A 17824-nucleotide genomic window follows, 5' to 3' on the forward strand; every position below is an offset into this window, starting at 1 on the left:
GGGTTGACGCCGCGTCTCGCAGCCGCGATATAGCACACTCAAGCCGTGGGCGGCCCCCCGACATCCGGCGGATACGAGGCAGATTGCCATGAAATCCTGGCGTAAGGCCGTCGTTGGAACGCAGGCGACCGTGGGCGAGGCCATTGCCGCCATCGAGAGCGGAAGCATTCAGATTGCGCTCGTGCTCGACGACCAGAATCGCCTTCTGGGCGTGGTCACCGACGGTGACGTGAGGCGCGGACTGTTGCGCGGCATCCCGCTTGCCGGACTCGCGACCGACATCATGAACCGTGCGCCGGTGTCGGCTCCTGCGACGTTGCCGCGCGAGGATCGCCTGCAGCTGATGCGGCAGAAGTCGATCAAGCAGCTCCCGCTCGTCGACGAGGGCGGCCATCTGATCCTGGTCGAGACGCTCGATGAGTTGCTCGAACCGCGCCACTATCCCAACCCGGTCCTGATCATGGCGGGCGGCCTCGGCGAACGCCTGGGCGCGCTGACGCGCGAGGTGCCGAAGCCGATGCTCAATGTCGGCGGCCGACCGCTGCTCGAGACGATCGTCCGCAATGTCGTGCAGCAGGGTTTCGGCAACATCTTCATCTCGGTCAATTACAAGGCCGAGACCATCAAGGACTATTTTGCCGACGGCGCCGCCTTCGGCGCCAGTATCCAGTACGTGCACGAAGCGGAACGTCTGGGGACCGCTGGCGCGCTCGGACTCTTCCCGACGCCCCCGGCTGTGCCGATGATCGTCACCAACGGCGACATTCTCACCACGATCAATTACGGGGCTCTTCTCGACTTCCACAATGGAACACCGGCGGAAGCCACGATGGCCGTGCGCGAGCACAAGGTGCACGTACCGTATGGCGTGGTTTCCACGTCGGAGGGCTTCCTCGACGCCATCCGCGAGAAGCCGACCGAGAGCTGGTTCGTCAGTGCCGGCATCTATGTGATCGGCAGCTCCGTCTTTCGCCACGTCGCACCCGGCGTCCCGATCGACATGCCGACCGTGCTGGAGCGCGTGATCGCCGGCCAGGGGCGCGTCGCGGTCTATCCGATCCGCGAATACTGGCTCGACATCGGCCGTCTGGAGGATTTCGAGCAGGCGCATGCGGAGTTTCACGAGGTCTTCCCGTGACATCGACAAGCGCGGTCGTGGTTGGCCTCGGCTCGATCGGCACAAGACATGTGCGCGTCCTGCGCGAACTCGGCCTTCGAGTCGCAACCGTCAGCCGCCGCGAAGGCGGCGACTATGGGTCGATCACGCAGGCCGTGGCGGGCGCGCATCCGGACTATGTGGTGATCGCCACCGAGACTGCGCGCCACGCGGACAATCTGCAGGAGCTCGCGCAGGCCGGTTTCCAGGGCAAGGTCCTCGTCGAAAAACCGCTATTCGCAACACCGGCACCGCCACCGAAATATCCGTTTGCCCACGTCAGCGTCGGATACAATCTGCGCTTTCACCCCGTGATGACGGCGCTCGCCGAAAGGCTGCGCGGACGCGACGTGATCACGGTCGCCGCCTATGTCGGCCAGGACATCAGGGACTGGCGGCCCGGCCGCGATCATCGTGCCACCGCATCCGCCACCGCTGACGCCGGGGGCGGCGTGTTGCGGGATCTCAGCCACGAACTGGACTATCTGTTGTGGCTGTTCGGGCCGTGGTATCGCGTAGCAGCGCTCGGCGGCGCGTCCGGCGCGCGCGATATCGACGTCGACGACCATCTCGATCTGCTGCTCGACATGCAGCGCGCACCATCGGTTCACGTCCACATGGACTATCTCGACCGCCAGGGCATCCGTCGCATTCGTGTCAACGTCGAGGACGACACCATCGAGGCGGATCTCGTCGGCAGCCGTCTTGCCGTCAACGGCAAGGCGACCGAAATCCCCAGCGAGCGCGACCAGACCTACCGCGACATGCATGTCGCGGCGATGCGAGGCGCAAGCCCGGTCTGCTCGCTGCCCGAGGCGCTCGGCGTCGTTCACCTGATCGACGCCAGCGAGCGCGCTCTGCGCACCAAGACCTGGATATCGCCATGAGTCTGGTCTGCACGATCTGCGCGCGGGGCGGCTCGAAGGGGGTCGTGGGCAAAAATGCGCGCGATCTCCTCGGCAAGCCGGTGCTCGCGTGGAGCATCGAGCAGGCGCGCGAGACCGGCCTGTTCGACGCGATCGCCTTCAGCAGCGATTCTGACGCCCTGCTCGACGCGGCGCTGAAGGCTGGCGCCGACATCGCGGTGAAGCGTCCGGACGAGATGGCGACCGACACCGCGCCGAAGCTGCCGGCGATCCGCCATTGTCTCGAACGAACCATGGCGCAAACGGGCAAGACGCCCGAGATCTTCGTCGATCTCGACGTCACCTCGCCGCTCAGGCTTGCCTCCGACATCACCGGCGCGGTGGCAATGCTGCGCGAGAGCGGCGCGCGCAACGTCATCACCGGCGCGCCGGCACGCCGCTCGCCCTATTTCAACCTGGTCGAGCAGCGCACCGACGGCAGCGTCGGCCTTTCGAAATCCGCCAACCCTCCGATCACCCGCAGGCAGGATGCGCCGCGCTGCTTCGACATGAACGCGTCGATCTATGTCTGGCGCGTCGCGCCATTTCTGGAGCAGCCCGCGGTGTTCTATCCGGATACGCGTCTGTTCGAGATGCCGGAAGAGCGCTCGATCGACATTGATTCCGATCTCGATTTTACGCTGGTGGAACTTCTGCTTCGCCAGCGACAAGCGGCCTGAGGAGATTGAAGCGATGACCACGAGCTTCAAGGCCCTGTTCGATCTCACCGGCCGCACGGCCGTTGTCACCGGCGGATGCGGCATCCTCGGACGCCGCTTCGCAGAGGGCCTCGCCGAGTTCGGCGCCAATGTCGCGATTGTCGATCTCGACCAGGCCGCGGCCGATGCTGCGGCAGCCGACCTGACGTCGCGCCATGCCGCCCGCGCCAGGGGTTATGGCTGCGACATCACCCAGCCCGATTCCGTCCGCAATACGGCCGATGCGATCGAAGCGGAGCTCGGACCGGTCTCGATCCTGCTCAACAACGCCGCGAGCAAGACCCGCGATGTCGACGCCTTCTTTGCGCCCGTCGAGAAATTCTCGCTGGATACCTGGCGGGAGATCATGGCGGTCAATCTCGACGGCATGTTCAACATCGCGCAGGTGTTCGGCGGCCGAATGGCCGAGCGCGGCTACGGCGCCATCGTGCAGACCGCATCGATCTACGGCCTGATGGCACCCGACCAGCGCATCTACGAGGGCTCCGAATATCTCGGACGCGCCATCAACACGCCCGCGGTCTACACGGCGTCCAAGGCCGGTGTCATCGGTCTGACCAAGCACCTTGCGACCTACTGGGCGGCGAAGGGCGTTCGCGTCAACACGCTTACTCCGGGCGGCGTCGAGAGCGGACAGAACGAAACCTTCAAGGCGCGCTACGGCGCTCGCATTCCGCTCGGCCGGATGGCCCGTGCCGACGAGATGGTGGGGACGATGCTGTTCCTGGTATCGGATGCAGCATCCTACGTGACCGGCCAGAACATCGCCGTCGATGGCGGACTGAGCGCGTGGTAGCAAAACACCAATGATCAAGCGCCTGGTCCAGAACACGGTGATTTCGGCGATCGCCTTTGGCGTGGCCGCTTTGCTGGGCCTGGCGGTCATTCCACTGATCATCCGAACCTGGGGGGTGACCGAGTTCGGCCTCATCGTGATCTCGCGACTGCTGTTGCCGAGCGGCATGATGGCGGTGCTGGATCTCGGTCTGTCCGAGGTCGCCACCCAGATCGTCGCGCGCGCGCGCGAGCACCGCAATTGGACGCAGGCGAGCCGCCAGATCTCTTTTTTGGGAGTCGTCTCCATCGCGCTCACCTTGATCCTGAGCGCCGCCATCTGGCTTGCGACGCCGCTGCTCGTCATCGTGATGAAGATTGACGCCGCGCATCTGGAGAGGTTCACCCGGATCATGCACTACACGGCATTCGCGAACCTGATCTTCGTTCCGGCGCTGGTTTGGGAAGGTATCGTCAAGGGCTTCGAGCGCTATAATTTGCTTCGCTTCGCGGAGGTCACGTCAACGGCCGCCTATGTCGGCCTGACATTCGCCGCCTCCTGGGCGGCGGCAGGCTTTGAAGTGGTCGCTTACATCTATCTCGCCACGCTGGTGGCACGCGCCGTCGTCATCGGGATTGCCGCGTTCGTCGCCCTGCGGCACAAGCATGTGCGACTGCTGCCGTGGACCCCGGACATCCGGCAGGATATTCTGCATCGTTGCCTGCTGCTCCTGCAGGGCAAACTGATGGGCGGTATTTCCGGACCGTTCCAGCCGTTCCTGATCGGGTTGCTGTTCGGCCCCAAGGCCGTCGGCACCTACGATGCACTGGTGCGATTGTCGCGGGTCTCCAAAATCGTTGTCAGCCTTCTGACATCTGCCTTGCTTCCCGTTGCCAGCCGTCTCGACGAGCGCGGCAGCGCGACTTCGTTCCAGCGCCTCGGCGACCTCGGCCTCGTCATGATGCCGATGTTTGTGGTGCCGCCGCTTGCCGCGACCGCGATCCTCTCGCCCGAGATCATGAACATCTGGATCGGTCCTCTTCTTGCTCCCTATGCGTTCTGGATGGGTCTGAGCTTCCTCGTTCCGATCTGCGCCCAATACGTGGCGATCGGCAGCCTGATCTTCCTGACGCGGCCCGAGGTGCAGGCCCGGCTCAATCGGCTGATGGCGGTCCAGCTTCTGATCTGGGCTGCCGTCTCGGTCGCATCATTGCATCTGTTCGCGGAACGCGCCCTGATCCTCGGGCAGGTCGTCGGCTGTATCGTCGTCCTGCCCTGGCAGATTGGGGAGTTGCGCAGTGCACTCGACATTGACCGGAATCGTTTCGTGAAGGCTATCGGAACCCAGTGCGCAATCCTTGTCCTGGCAAGCATTTCTCTAGCAATAATTGCAGGTTACATTCAGTTCGACAGCGTGCTAAAGCTCGCGCTGGGTTCCATGGTTTTCTGCCTGATTACCTGGGCGCTTCAATACTTTCTGGTGCTCGAGAAGCGGCATCGGACTGTATTTCCCGCAGTCGGACAACTGATGGGACTGACATCCAAAAGCAGTTGAATGAACATCCACGCGACAGACACGAAAGCCGTCATCACAGGTTTCGCTCCGGCGTCGTTGTCGGACAAGGCGGCGACGTATGCGCTCGATGGGGCCAAGAGCATCGGCCGCATCGCGATGCGCCGTGTCAAGCGTACTGCCGACGTCGTTGATTCCGAATACAATCTATCGCATTGGCAGCGAATGCTGTCGCAAAAGAGCTGGAAGACGGCCGCCAGCATCGACGAATTCCTGATCCCGAAGAATCGCGCGCGGGATCTTCGCAAGGTCGACAATCATATCTGCAGGGTCGCGGCCGACGACTATTACCGCTACCGGATCGGAGCCCTCGGCGAACTGCTCGCACGGCACGCCGGCAGCGCCACGGAGATCGTCGAGCTCGGCGCGGGTTGCGGCATCAATCTGCTGTCGCTTCACCTCAATCATCCCGACTGGAAGCTGCGCGGTTTCGACATCGCGCCGAACGGCATCGCCGCGGGCCGCGAGATCGCCGCACATTTCGGCCTGTCCGACCGGATTTCGCTCGACAGGATCGATCTGACCGACGGTGCCGACCCGAGCTACGCCGCGATCCGGGACCAGGTCGCCTTCACTTACTTCTGCATCGAGCAGATTCCCTACGACGTACGCAAGGTGGTGGACAACATCATCGCGGCAAGGCCGAAGCGCGTCATCAACATCGAGCCAACGACGGAGCTGCTGAATTTATCGAGCCCGCGCGACATCGTGAGCTTCCTTTACATCCGTTCGGTTGACTACCAGACGCAGCTGTTCTCGACACTCGACGACTACGAGCGACAGGGCCGCGTCCGCATCTTGGCACGCGAGCGGATGCCCTTCGCGCCGACGATCCACAATGATGGTTTTTTGTATTGCTGGGAGCCCACATGACAACCATCGACACGACCGCTGATCGGCCGGCCCCGAAAAAGCAGAAGATCAGCCAGTTCCGCCGCCTGCTGTGGCACGTCAACCGCACCGATCTCGGATGGGTGCTCAAGGCCGCCCTGACAAGCCTGCAATTGCCGGCCCGCGCCAAGCGCGCCGCGCTGCTGAAACAGCTTCCAACGAAGCCCGAATGGGCCGAGGCGAGCCGCAAGCTCGACGAGCAGGGTTATGTCGACGTCTCCTCGATCGTCGATCGCAGCCTGGCGGAAGCCGTCGCTTCGTTCGCCGACGGCAAGGTGAACCGCCTCAACGAACTCGTCGGCCAGCAGAAGCAAGGGCACAAATCCTTCTGGGTCAGCCTGCTGGACGAGGATCTCGTCAACGGCGCCTTTGCGACCGACCATCCCTTCGTGCGCTACGCCCTGCAGCCGGCCGCGCTGCGCATCATCGGCGACTTCATGCACGACCTGCCGCAATTGTCGGACGTGCTGCTGACGTTGTCGCAACCGACTCCGAACCAGGCGCTGAGCTACTCGCAGTTGTGGCATCTCGATCACGACGACAAGCGCGTCTGCAAGCTCTTCATCTACCTGACCGATGTGCAGGACACCGCCGACGGTCCTTTCACCTTCATTCCGGCCGGCCCGTCTAAACCGTTCCGCAACACGCTCAAGAGCCACATGAGCGACGCGCAGGTGTTCGCCAAGACCGGTCCCGACGCGGTCAAGGAAATGATCGCACCCCGCCTGTCGTCCTTCATCGTCAATACCGCGCGCTGCCTGCACATGGGGAGCCGGATCCAGTCCGATCACAATCGCCTGCTGTATACGGCAACCTACATCCAGCAGCCGCGCATCTATCCCGAACCGCCGGCGCGTTTCCGCGCGGCGGGTGCACTGACGGACCTCGAGCGCACCGTGATGCGGCTCTGACGCGGACCAGCCGGGAGCTGAATCGTTGCGCATAGGCCTGGTGGTCGATCACCCCAAGCGTGACCTGCCGGGCGCAGTCATGCTCGGTTATCAACTCGCGCGGCGCGGCGTCTCCGTCGTGCTGGTGCCGATGTACGAGCAGGCGGTCGATGTCCCGCGGCTCGGGCTGGACGCCCTGGTCGTCAACTACGCACGTCCCGTCAATCTCGACCTGATGCGCAGCTTTGCCAGGGCCGGCATCGCGTTGTACGTGCTCGATACCGAAGGCGGCGTGCTCGCCGAGAAGGGCGGCAACTCGCCGCCGGCTATGGCCGCGCACATCAAGGGCAGCGGCTACGCCGACATCCTGTCGGGCTATTTCTTCTGGGGCAGCCGGTTGCACGATGCCTTCCTGGCAGCCGGAACGATGCGGCCGGAGCAGCTCCACCTCACCGGGTGCCCGCGTTTCGATTTCGCAGCCCCTCGCTGGCGCGCACTGCTCGACGGCGAACCGCGCGGCTATCTGCTCGTCAACGCCAACTTCCCGCTGGTCAATTCGCGCTTCACCGGCAAGCCGGGCGGCGAGCGCGAGGCGATGGTGCGGGCGGGCTGGGACGGCACCTATGTCGATCGCTTCATCGCGGACCTGAAGCAGGTCTTTGCGAACTATCTCGCCGAGATCGAGCGCCTCGCCGCAGCGCGGCCCGACCGGCGCATTCTCGTCCGTCCACATCCGTTCGAGAGCGAGGACGTCTATCGCAACGCGCTCTCGCGCCACGCCAACGTCGTGATCGACGGCACCGGCAGCGTGCTCGACCGCATCCGCAATGCGGCCGCGGTGGTTCATCTCAACTGCGGGACGGCCGTCGAATCGGTGCTGCTCGGAAAGCTGCCGCTCCAGCTCGAATATTTGAACACACCGACCACCGCGGGCCACGCCGCGCTGCCCGCGCGCGTGAGCCGGCAAGTGACGTCATTCGACGAATTGCTCGGCGCGATCGACCACGTCGAGCGCGAGACCGGGACGTTCGATTTCGCCGCCGTCCACGCCGCCGACATCGAGGCTTTCTTCCATCTCAACGACGGACAGGCTGCCGAACGGGTTGCCGATGTCCTGATCGGCACAGCCGTTTCGCGCCGGCCCTACGTCTCGCTGCTTGCGACCGTGAAGGGCACGCGCGCCAAGCCGAGCCTCGGTCAGGTCGTCAAGGGCGCGGCGAGCGCGGCCCTCGGCTCCGCCGTCACCGAGCGGCTGCGTAGCCGGTTCAATCCAGCCCGGCGCGACAAGCGGATCGAGCCGGCCTTCGTCAACACCCTGCTGGGGCGGATCGCCGCGCACGATGGCGCCAGCCCGTCGCAATTCGCCGCGAGACGCGCGCATTGCGCGACGACGGGCTTGCCGCTCGCGAGCATTGCGATCGAACAGGTCCATTAGAGCCATGACCACATCTGCAAAGACCATTCTCATCACCACGCTCGCCGAGTACCAGACCCGGTTCTGGATTCCGGTCGCACAGCGCTTGCGCGCGGCAGGCCATGACGTCGAGCTCCTCGCCTTCGACGATCGCAGCGCCGAGATGTCGGCTGCCGAAGGCGTGCCGGTCACGAACATGTACCGCGAGGGCCTCAAGACCGGCCCTGCCCCGGACGACCGCAAGGCGTTCGACGCGCGCGTCGCCGCCTACGGGCTCGACGGGACCAATTTCCTGTTCAGCCACGAGCGTTTCACGTTCGGCATCAGGGATACGGCCGCGCTGCGCCGGCGCTTCATGATCTATGCGAACGCCATGGAGGGGCTGCTCGACCGGCTGGACGCGCAGCAGCGGCCTGCCGAGCTGGTGCAGGAGCTCGGCGGCTTTTTGTCCGTCATCGCGAGCTTCTACGCCGCCAGGCGCCGAGGCATCCGCAACTGGTTCATCGAGCCGTCGTTTTTTCGCGGCCGGATGTACTTTACGCCCGACAGCCTCGCGGCGCCCGACGTGATGCCGGCGCCGGCGGACGCAGTGTCGCCCGAGGTGCGCGCCTATCTGGACGACACGCTGACGCAGCGTGCGATCGTCATTCCCAGGAAGGACCAGCATCATTATTCGGCGGCCTTCAAGAAGGTCGTGAACGTGCGCAACGCTCACCGTCTCGCAGAAAAACTCTGGGATCAGTTTGCGCTCGGCAAGCACCAGGAGTTCGGACACAATCTGCGCCATGCCCAGGTGCACGCCGCGATGGCACTCAACGCGAGCCGGCTGCGCAAGCTCTATCGTCCGCTCTCCGAAACGCCCTTCGTCTACTATCCCTTCCACGTTCCGGCCGACATGGCGCTGACGCTGCGCTCGCCGGACTATCTCGACCAGGTCGCGACCGTCGACTTCCTGCTGCGCACGATCCCGGATTCGCATGTGCTGGTGGTCAAGGAACATCCCGCCCAGATCGGCGCGATCGCGGCCTCGCGCCTGTTCGAGCTCGCGCGCCGGTTCGATAATTTCGTGCTGCTGCCGCCGCAGACCAACAATTACACCGTACTCAGCCGCGCCGACGCCGTCATCTCCGTCAACAGCAAGTCGGGTGCTGAAGCGCTGCTGCTCGGCAAGCCGGTCGTGGTGATGGGCGATGCGTTTTACCGCTCCTGCCCGCTGGTCTATGCGGTCGACCGTTTGGCCGACGTGCCGGCGCGGCTGCGCGAGGCCTTGCGCGCCGGACCTTTCGATCCGGCCAGGGGCGCGCCCTATTTCGAGTCGGCCTGGCGCCGGTCTTATCCGGGCGAGCTCTATATCAGCGATCCCAAGCTGCTCGACACGTTTGCGGCCTCCTTGCGCGCCGCAATCGCCGAGCCGGCCCGTGTGAACTGAACGGATCCATCATGCCGCTCGTCTCGATCATCACACCGTCCTGGAACGTCGAAGGCCTGATCGAGGAGACGGTCCGCTCGGTGCAGGGCCAGACATTCGCCGATTGGGAGCTGTTGATCGCCGATGACTGCTCGACCGACCGGACGCCGGCGATCATCGCCGCGATCGGCGAGCGCGATCCCCGCGTCAAGCTGATCCGGCAAGCCAAAAATGGCGGCCCGGCGCTCGCCCGCCAGGCGTCGATTGACGCCGCACAGGGCCGCTATCTCGCCTTCCTGGACAGCGACGATCTGTGGCTGCCCGAGAAGCTGGAGCGGCAGCTCGCCTTCGCCCGGGAGAAGCAGGCCGCCCTCAGCTACACCGCGTTCCGCCGCATCAACGAGGCCAACACGGTCACCGGACGGCTGATCGAGGTGCCGGCCTCGCTCACCTATGGCCAGCTCCTGGAGAACACCGCGATCGCGACGCTGACCGCCATGGTCGACCGCGAGATCGCCGGCCCCATCGCGATGAAGAACGAGGGCTATGACGATTTCTGCCTGTGGCTCTCGATCCTCAAGCGCGGCCATACCGCATACGGCCTCAACGAGGACCTTGCGCGCTACCGCGTCAGGGGCTCGTCGGTCTCCAGCCGCCCGCTACGCTCGGCCAAATGGGTCTGGCAGATCTACCGCAATGTCGAACGCCTCTCCCTGATCAGATCGGCCTGGTGCTTTGCCCATTGGGGGGCGCGGGCCTGGTTGAAGCGGCGGGAATTTTAGCCGTCCGGCCCTTTCCACAAAAATATCGAAAACAACCCCATGCACAGTAGGGGTATCAAAATACCTCGCCGTATCGGGTCATTTGGCTATTGGCGAGCCCGGCCGTTGCCGATACCACTCAGCCGGCCGCTCCGACCGCGGACAGTCTGGAACCGATCATGCCGTTTGAAAGCTACAAGACCAGCCGCATCCTCGTGACCGGAGGCGCCGGCTTCATCGGATCGCATCTGTGCGAGCGCCTGCTCGACGCAGGAGCCGAGGTGGTGTCCGCCGACAACTACTTCACCGGCAGCCGGCGCAACATCGCCCATCTGATCGCAAATCCGCTGTTCGAGGCGGTCCGGCACGACATCACCTTCCCGCTCTACATCGAGGTCGATGCGATCTTCAACCTGGCCTGTCCGGCCTCGCCGATCCATTACCAGCGCGATCCCGTGCAGACCACCAAGACCTCGGTGCATGGCGCCATCAACATGCTCGGCCTCGCCAAGCGGCTCAAGGCGCGGATCTTCCAGGCCTCGACCAGCGAGGTCTATGGCGACCCGCTGATCCATCCGCAGACCGAGGATTATTGGGGCAATGTCAACCCGATCGGGGTCCGCTCCTGCTACGACGAGGGCAAGCGCTGCGCCGAAACGCTGTTCTTCGACTATTGGCGCCAGCATGGCCTGCCGATCAAGGTCGCGCGCATCTTCAACACCTACGGCCCGCGCATGCAGCCCAATGACGGCCGCGTGGTGTCGTCCTTCATTGTCCAGGCGCTCAAGGGCGAGCCGATCACCGTGTTCGGCGACGGCGGGCAGACCCGCTCGTTCTGCTATGTCGACGATCTCGTCGAGGCCATCATGCGGCTGATGGCGACCGGCGAGGACGTCACCGGACCGATCAACATCGGCAACAATTCCGAGTTCACCATCCGCGAGCTCGCCGAGAAGGTGATCGAGCTCACCGGCTCGCGTTCGCGACTGGTCTTCCAGCCGCTGCCGCAGGACGATCCGCGCCAGCGCCAGCCCGACCTCACCAAGGCCAAGGCCGCGCTGGACTGGGAGCCGAAGGTCGCGCTCGAGGACGGACTGAAGGAAACGATCGCCTATTTCAAGCGTACGCTTGAACTGGCCTGATCGCGCCCGCAACGCCCGTCGTCCGCAGCGAGCTTCCGCAATGAGCGCTCCGCCAGGCATTTTCACCGATCTGCGGAGCCGCCTGGACTCGAAAGCCGTGCTGACGAGCCTGGTGCTGCTGCACAGCGCCGTCACCTGCCTGTCGCTGATCAAGGTCGCGACCTTCCAGTACTATATCAGCTTCAGCGGGGAGCGCGTCTGGATCGCGGTCATCGTTGCACTCGGCTTCTCCGTCGTTTCGCTGCTGTTCGTCATCGCCCGCTTCAGCTTCGGTTATTTCGTCGGGTTCTATTTCTACACGATGATCCTCGGCTTCCTGTGGATCGACGTGTTCTCGTATTACAGCTACCCGCAATTGCCCGCAGGCATCTCGGCGGCGCTGGCGCTGGTGCTCTTCCTGTTGCCCGCGCTGTTCGTCAAGGCGCCGCTGCGGCAACTCGTTAAGTTGTCGAATGCTCATTTCGAGCATCTGCTGACGCTGATCCTGGTGGTCTCGGTGGTCACCATCGCAGTGGCCTCGACCTACAATTTCCGGCTGGTCTCGGTCGCGCGCATCTACGACTATCGCGACACGCTCGAATTTCCGCCAGCGGTGCGATATCTCACCGGCTGGGTCTCCAGCACATTGTTGCCGTTCGCCTTTGCCTGCTACTGGCTGCTCGGCCATCGCTGGCGTGCCGGCCTCGTGCTGGGCCTGCTCCTGTTATTCTACCCCATCACGCTGACGAAATTCGCTTTCTTCACACCCGCCTGGCTGGTCGCCCTGGCGGTGCTCTCGCGCTTCCTGGAAGCGAGGACTTCGGCCATCGTATCGATCTTCGTTCCGATGCTCCTTGGCCTCGTCTTGATCGTTCTGACAGGCGCGCCCCTCAACAGCATCCCCGGTAGATATTTCGACCTCGTCAACATCCGGATGATGGCGACCGCATCCAGCGCCCTCGACATCTACAACAATTTCTTCTCGAGCCACCCGCTGACCTGGTTCTGCCAGATCTCCGTCCTCAAGCCGCTGATGCATTGTCCCTACCAGGCGCCGCTGGCGGTCGTGATGCAAGAGGCCTACGACCTCGGCAATCTGAATGCATCGCTGTTTGCGACCGAGGGGATCGCATCCGTCGGCCTCTATCTCGCGCCTTTGGCGGCGCTTGCATCCGGCTTCGTGCTGGCGCTCGGCAACCGCACGTCGGCGGGGCTTCCGCCTCGCTTCGTCCTGATGTCCACCGGCGTGCTGCCGCACGTTCTGCTCAACGTGCCGCTTTCGGTCGCCATGCTGACCCACGGCACCGCCATCCTGTTCCTGCTCTGGTACGTGATGCCTCGCAGCCTGTTCGAACCGAAGACGTGACGCCGTGCGCATCCTGATCCTCAACGCCGACTATCCGCGCTTTCTTTCCTGGCTGTACCGGCGCCGGCCGGGTCTCGAGACGGAGCCTTACGCGGCGCAGATGGCGGCGCGGAACGCGAGCCTGTTCGGCGTCGCCGATTTCTACTCGCGCAATTTCGCCGGCCTCGGGCACGTCGCCGCCGACATCCACGTCAACAATCCCTGGATGCGGGCGGCCTGGGCGCGCGAGCACGGCCTTGCCGTCACCGAGCCGCAGCCGCCCGGCGCACCTGCTGCGCGCGATGCCGTTCCCGGCTGGCTGCAACGCGCGGTCGCGCCGTTCAAGCCGGTCCTGCGCCCGCTCGCGCGCAAGGTCGGCCTCAGCCCGCGCCTCGACGCGGAAGCGGAAGCGATCCTGCTGGCGCAGATCGAGGACTTCAAGCCGGATCTCGTCCTGAACCAGGATCTGTTTCACGTCGACACGCGGCTGGCCCGCCGGATCAAGCAGATCGGCAGACCGATCCTGGTCGGCCAGGTCGGCATCTCGCCCTCCCGCGGCGAGGACTGGTCGGTCTACGACCTCATGATTTCGCAGATGGCGGCCGTGGTGGATTTCTTCCGTGCCCATGGCGCTCGCGCCGAGGTGGTGCATCTCGCCTTCGAGCCGGGAATCCTCGACACCCTGCCTCCACCACCGCCGCAGGATTTCGACGTTACCTTCGTCGGCGCGGTGTCGGCGGATCACCAGCTCCGCGTCGCGCAGCTCGAGGCGGTGGCGCGGCGCTACGATCTCAAACTGTTCGGCAGCGGCTTGCAGTCGCTTCCCGCCTCCTCGCCGCTGCACCGCTGCTACCAGGGCGAGGTGTGGGGCGTGGAAATGTACCAGGCGCTGCGCGCCTCGCGCGTCACGCTCAATTCGCATATCGACATGGCCGGTCGCGAGGCCGGCAATGCGCGGCTGTTCGAAGCGACCGGCGTCGGCGCATTCCTGCTCACCGACTTCAAGGACAATCTGGACACGCTGTTCGCGCCCGGGCGCGAGGTCGCGGCCTGGCGCACCGTCGAGGATTGCCTTGCGCAGATCGAGCGCTATCTCGGCGACGACGCTGCGCGCCTGTCCATTACGAAGGCGGGACAGGCCAGGACATTTGCCACCCACACCTTCCGCCGGCGTGTCGAGGAGATACTCGCTCACATCAGCTGAATCTTTCGTCGGCGGCACAGCAAATGTCATATCCGGTCGACCCTTGACGGTCCCGGCCAAAATGGCCAAAGTGCACGGCGAGATAGCTAACTCACTCCAATCACAGTGGTTTTTGTCGAGGCTTAGGATGGAAAACGTCGAACATGTTCGATTCGGCGACCAGCTCTACGCCATCATCGTGCGCGCCTCGTTCCGCGAGCCCGGCATCCATTTCTTTTCGACGCCGGAACTGTCGCAGCAGCTCGCCTATATGAGCCATCCGAAGGGCAAGCGCATCGAGCCGCATCGCCACAACAAGGTGACGCGCGAGGTGCACTACACCCAGGAGGTTCTCTTGATCCAGAAGGGCAAGCTCCAGGTCGATTTCTACACGGTCGAGGAAGAATATCTCGAAAGCCGCGTGCTCGGTGCCGGCGACATCATCCTGCTCTGCAGCGGTGCCCACGGCTTCCACGTGCTCGAGCCGCTCGAGATGATCGAGGTCAAGCAAGGTCCTTATTCCGGTGAGAACGACAAGACCCGGTTCGCCGAAGTCGCGGCCTCCGAAATCCGGGTCAAGGGTCCGGGCCAGTGACCGCACCGTTCATTCCCGTCAACACGCCGCTGCTCGACGGCAACGAGGCCGACTACCTCGCCGAATGCATCCGCACCGGATGGATCTCCTCCGAGGGACCGTTCATCAAGCGCTTCGAGCAGGCGATGGCCGAGACCGCAGGGCGGCGTCATGGCATCGCCGTGACCAACGGCTCGGTCGCACTCGACATCGCCGTTCAGGCACTCGGGCTCGAGCAAGGCTCGGAAGTCATCATCCCGACCTTCACGATCATCAGCTGCGCCGCCGCCCTGGTGCGGGCGGGCCTCGTCCCCGTCGGGGTCGACTGCGATGCCGCAACCTGGAACATGACGGCCGACGGCGTCGAAGCCGCGATCACGCCGCGCACGCGCGCGATCATGCTGGTTCACATCTACGGCCTGCCGGTCGATCTCGATCCGATCATGGCGCTCGCACGCAAGCACGACCTGAAGGTGATCGAGGACGCCGCCGAGATGCATGGCCAGACCTATCGCGGCGCGCCCTGCGGCGGCTTCGGCGACGTCTCGACCTTCAGCTTTTATCCCAACAAGCACGTCACGACCGGTGAAGGCGGCATGATCCTTACCGACGACGACGCGCTCGCCGACCGGCTGCAGAGCCTGCGCAATCTCTGCTTTCAGCCGCAGCAGCGCTTCGTCCACGAGGAACTCGGCTGGAACGCGCGCATGACCAACCTCCAGGCCGCGCTCGGCGTCGCCCAGGTCGAGCGCCTGCCGCGCACGGTCGAGCTCAAGCGCCGGATCGGCCGGCTCTACGACGAACATCTCGCGGGCCTCAACCGCATCCGCCGCCCGGTCGCCCGCACGGCCTATGCCGACAACATCTATTGGGTCTACGGCATCGTGCTGAACGACGAGGTCCCGTTCGATGCCAAGGAGGCAATGCGCCGCCTCGGCGAAAAGGGCATCGGAACGCGGCCGTTCTTCTGGTGCATGCACGAACAGCCGGTGCTGCGCCGGATGGGCCTGATGCGCGACGAATCCCATCCGAACGCGGAATACGTTGCCCGCCGCGGTTTTTATTTGCCGAGCGGACTTGCCTTGACCGACGACGAAATCGCCCGCTCGGCCGAGGCGCTGAAGGAGATTTTGGCGTGACGGTGTTCGCCGAATACGCGCCCTGGTACGACCTCCTCTATCAGGACAAGGATTACGCGGCCGAGACGGCGTTCGTCGAGGCGCGCCTGCGCGACCACGGCACCTCCTCCGGCAAGCTGCTCGATCTCGGCTGCGGCACCGGCCTGCATGCGCTGGCCTTCGCGCGCAGCGGCTGGCGCGTTGCCGGCATCGATCTCAGCCACGAGATGATCGCGAGCGCTAGGGCGCGCGCCGAGCAGGCCGGGCTCTCCATACCGTTCCGGCAGGGCAACGCCTGCGAGACCGGCCCCGAACGCGATTTCGATGCGGTGGTATCGCTGTTCCACGTCGCGAGCTACCAGACCAGCCGCGATGCGCTGGCGGCGATGTTCCGCACCGCGCACGCAGCGCTGAAGCCGGGCGGCACGTTCTTCTTCGACTATTGGTATGGCGGCGCCGTGCTCGCACAGGGCGTCGAGACGCGGGTCAAGGTGATCGAGCAGAAGCCGCTGCGCCTCACCCGCATCGCGCAATCCGATCATGACGAACACACCGCGACCGTCACCGTGAACTACACGCTGTTCTGCGAGGACACGGATCGCGCTACGATCCGGCGCGTCGACGAAGCGCACCACATGCGCTACTGGTTTCCGTTCGAGATCGATGCGGCGCTCGCGGCGAGCGGCTTCCAGCCGGCCGCACACGCCGCATGGCTGACGCAGGACGCGCCGAATTCGAAGAGCTGGGCGGCCTATGCCGTCGCCAGAAAGAGCGGCACGCCGTGAGACCGCTGCGGCTCGCCGTGATGCTGGAGCAGGCGCTCGAGGTCGGCGGCGGCTTCCAACAGCCGCTCAATGACCTGCTCTGGCTGCGCGACTGGGCAGCCAAGTCCGGCAACGAGATCGTGGTCTACTCGCCCTATCCGAAGACGCTTGAAATCCTGAAGGAGTTCGGCGTCACGGGCCGGCTGCGCAAATTCGGCGCGCTCGACTATCTCTTCCTTTTCCTGAAATATTGCGGGCCGTTCGATCTCGTCCAGATCGCGCTGAAGCTGAAATCGCCGTTCGAGCGCGCCTTGATCCGCGACGGCATCGACGTCGTGCACTTCACCTCCACCTCGAAGCGGCATCTGCTGCTCTACGAGCTGCCCTTCATCATCACGATCTTCGACGGCTGCCATCGCGACGCCCCGGAGTTTCCGGAAGTCCGCACCTTCGGTGAATTCGAGCGCCGCGAGATCCTGTTCCGTCTCGCCAGCACCAAGGCGGTCGCGGTGATCGTCAACGCATCCGAGCTGATCGATGATCTCTGCCGCCGCTACGCCATGGAACGCGAGCGCGCGATCTGCATCCCGTTCTCCCCATCGACCTTTGTCAGCCGGTCCGCGCCCGAAGCCGCCCCCGATGCCGCCGTGCTGGCGAAGTACCGGCTCGAGCCGGGCTATCTGTTCTATCCTGCGCAGTTCTGGCCGCACAAGAACCACATGACGCTGCTTGCAGCCCTCGCTTTGTTGCGCGAACGGGGCATCACCGAACGGCTGGTGCTATGCGGCTCCAACCGCAGCGGTCGCGACAAGATCGACATGGCGATCCGCAGCTATGGATTGTCCGACCAGATTTCCATCATCGGCTTTGTTGAATCCGCCGAGCTCGCCGCGCTCTATCGCGGGGCCTCCGCGCTGGTGATGCCGACCTATTTTGGTCCGACCAATCTGCCGCCGCTGGAAGCCTGGGCGGTCGGCACGCCCGTGATTTACCCCGAAGCCTTCAAGGCGCAGGCCGGCGACGCCGCGATCCTGTTCGACTATGACGACCCGCGCTCACTCGCAGACGCCATCGTCAATCTCCGCACCGAGGGCACACGCGAGCGCTTGACCGCGGCCGGCCATCGGCGGCTCGCGCAGTTCACTGAGGAGACCGAGGCTGGCCACCGGCAATTCGCCCGCCACCTGGAGCGGCTGAAGCACCGGCTCGCGCTGCCCCCGCGTTGAA

General features: G+C 64.5%; 17 protein-coding genes. All 17 read left to right on the forward strand.

Annotation, left to right across the window (positions count from 1 at the left end; all coding sequences use genetic code 11):
* Window positions 1–88 precede the first annotated feature (88 nt).
* The 17 genes from OC450_RS17700 (at window position 89) to OC450_RS17780 (ending at window position 17823) form a co-directional block, all read left to right on the forward strand.
* Window positions 89–1138, forward strand: coding sequence for a nucleotidyltransferase family protein (locus OC450_RS17700; protein WP_211384977.1), 1050 nt, complete (start codon window positions 89–91; stop codon window positions 1136–1138).
* Entirely contained in the window at window positions 1135–2043 is a 909-nt protein-coding gene (locus OC450_RS17705) for a Gfo/Idh/MocA family protein (protein WP_256808416.1), read from the forward strand. Before OC450_RS17700 ends, OC450_RS17705 begins: the two co-directional genes overlap by 4 nt.
* A complete protein-coding gene (locus tag OC450_RS17710) occupies window positions 2040–2741 on the forward strand; it encodes an acylneuraminate cytidylyltransferase family protein (RefSeq protein WP_256808415.1) in 702 nt (233 codons plus the stop codon). The genes OC450_RS17705 and OC450_RS17710 overlap by 4 nt, the downstream gene beginning before the upstream one ends.
* Before the next feature lie 13 nt (window positions 2742–2754).
* Window positions 2755–3576, forward strand: coding sequence for an SDR family oxidoreductase (locus OC450_RS17715; protein ID WP_211384974.1), 822 nt, complete (start codon window positions 2755–2757; stop codon window positions 3574–3576).
* A 10-nt stretch (window positions 3577–3586) separates the two neighbouring features.
* The gene (locus OC450_RS17720; protein ID WP_262048358.1) at window positions 3587–5110 is read left to right on the forward strand and encodes a hypothetical protein; all 1524 of its coding nucleotides are present in this window, start codon (window positions 3587–3589) and stop codon (window positions 5108–5110) included.
* Window positions 5111–6001 (forward strand): class I SAM-dependent methyltransferase, encoded by an 891-nt coding sequence (locus OC450_RS17725; protein WP_262048359.1) that lies wholly within the window; start codon window positions 5111–5113, stop codon window positions 5999–6001.
* Window positions 5998–6930: a hypothetical protein gene (locus OC450_RS17730; protein ID WP_211384971.1), complete on the forward strand. Its 933-nt coding sequence runs from the start codon at window positions 5998–6000 to the stop codon at window positions 6928–6930. The genes OC450_RS17725 and OC450_RS17730 overlap by 4 nt, the downstream gene beginning before the upstream one ends.
* A gap of 25 nt (window positions 6931–6955) precedes the next feature.
* Complete coding sequence (locus tag OC450_RS17735; RefSeq protein ID WP_211384970.1) at window positions 6956–8344, forward strand: surface carbohydrate biosynthesis protein; 1389 nt, start codon at window positions 6956–6958, stop codon at window positions 8342–8344.
* Window positions 8345–8348: 4 nt separating this feature from the next.
* The gene (locus OC450_RS17740; protein ID WP_211384969.1) at window positions 8349–9752 is read left to right on the forward strand and encodes a capsule biosynthesis protein; all 1404 of its coding nucleotides are present in this window, start codon (window positions 8349–8351) and stop codon (window positions 9750–9752) included.
* A gap of 11 nt (window positions 9753–9763) precedes the next feature.
* Window positions 9764–10513 (forward strand): glycosyltransferase family 2 protein, encoded by a 750-nt coding sequence (locus OC450_RS17745; protein ID WP_211384968.1) that lies wholly within the window; start codon window positions 9764–9766, stop codon window positions 10511–10513.
* A 158-nt stretch (window positions 10514–10671) separates the two neighbouring features.
* Window positions 10672–11634: a UDP-glucuronic acid decarboxylase family protein gene (locus tag OC450_RS17750; RefSeq protein ID WP_211384967.1), complete on the forward strand. Its 963-nt coding sequence runs from the start codon at window positions 10672–10674 to the stop codon at window positions 11632–11634.
* Window positions 11635–11674: 40 nt separating this feature from the next.
* The gene (locus OC450_RS17755) at window positions 11675–12979 is read left to right on the forward strand and encodes a hypothetical protein (protein ID WP_262048360.1); all 1305 of its coding nucleotides are present in this window, start codon (window positions 11675–11677) and stop codon (window positions 12977–12979) included.
* A 4-nt stretch (window positions 12980–12983) separates the two neighbouring features.
* Window positions 12984–14162: a glycosyltransferase gene (locus OC450_RS17760; RefSeq protein WP_211384965.1), complete on the forward strand. Its 1179-nt coding sequence runs from the start codon at window positions 12984–12986 to the stop codon at window positions 14160–14162.
* Between the two features lie 127 nt (window positions 14163–14289).
* The gene (locus tag OC450_RS17765) at window positions 14290–14736 is read left to right on the forward strand and encodes a cupin domain-containing protein (protein WP_211384964.1); all 447 of its coding nucleotides are present in this window, start codon (window positions 14290–14292) and stop codon (window positions 14734–14736) included.
* On the forward strand, window positions 14733–15854 hold the full coding sequence (locus tag OC450_RS17770) for a DegT/DnrJ/EryC1/StrS family aminotransferase (protein WP_211384963.1): 1122 nt from the start codon (window positions 14733–14735) through the stop codon (window positions 15852–15854). The genes OC450_RS17765 and OC450_RS17770 overlap by 4 nt, the downstream gene beginning before the upstream one ends.
* Entirely contained in the window at window positions 15851–16618 is a 768-nt protein-coding gene (locus tag OC450_RS17775) for a class I SAM-dependent DNA methyltransferase (RefSeq protein WP_256808408.1), read from the forward strand. Before OC450_RS17770 ends, OC450_RS17775 begins: the two co-directional genes overlap by 4 nt.
* Complete coding sequence (locus OC450_RS17780; protein ID WP_262048361.1) at window positions 16615–17823, forward strand: glycosyltransferase; 1209 nt, start codon at window positions 16615–16617, stop codon at window positions 17821–17823. The genes OC450_RS17775 and OC450_RS17780 overlap by 4 nt, the downstream gene beginning before the upstream one ends.
* Window position 17824 lies beyond the last annotated feature (1 nt).

The organism is Bradyrhizobium sp. Bra78 (assembly GCF_024519855.1).
Lineage (GTDB): Bacteria > Pseudomonadota > Alphaproteobacteria > Rhizobiales > Xanthobacteraceae > Bradyrhizobium > Bradyrhizobium japonicum_G.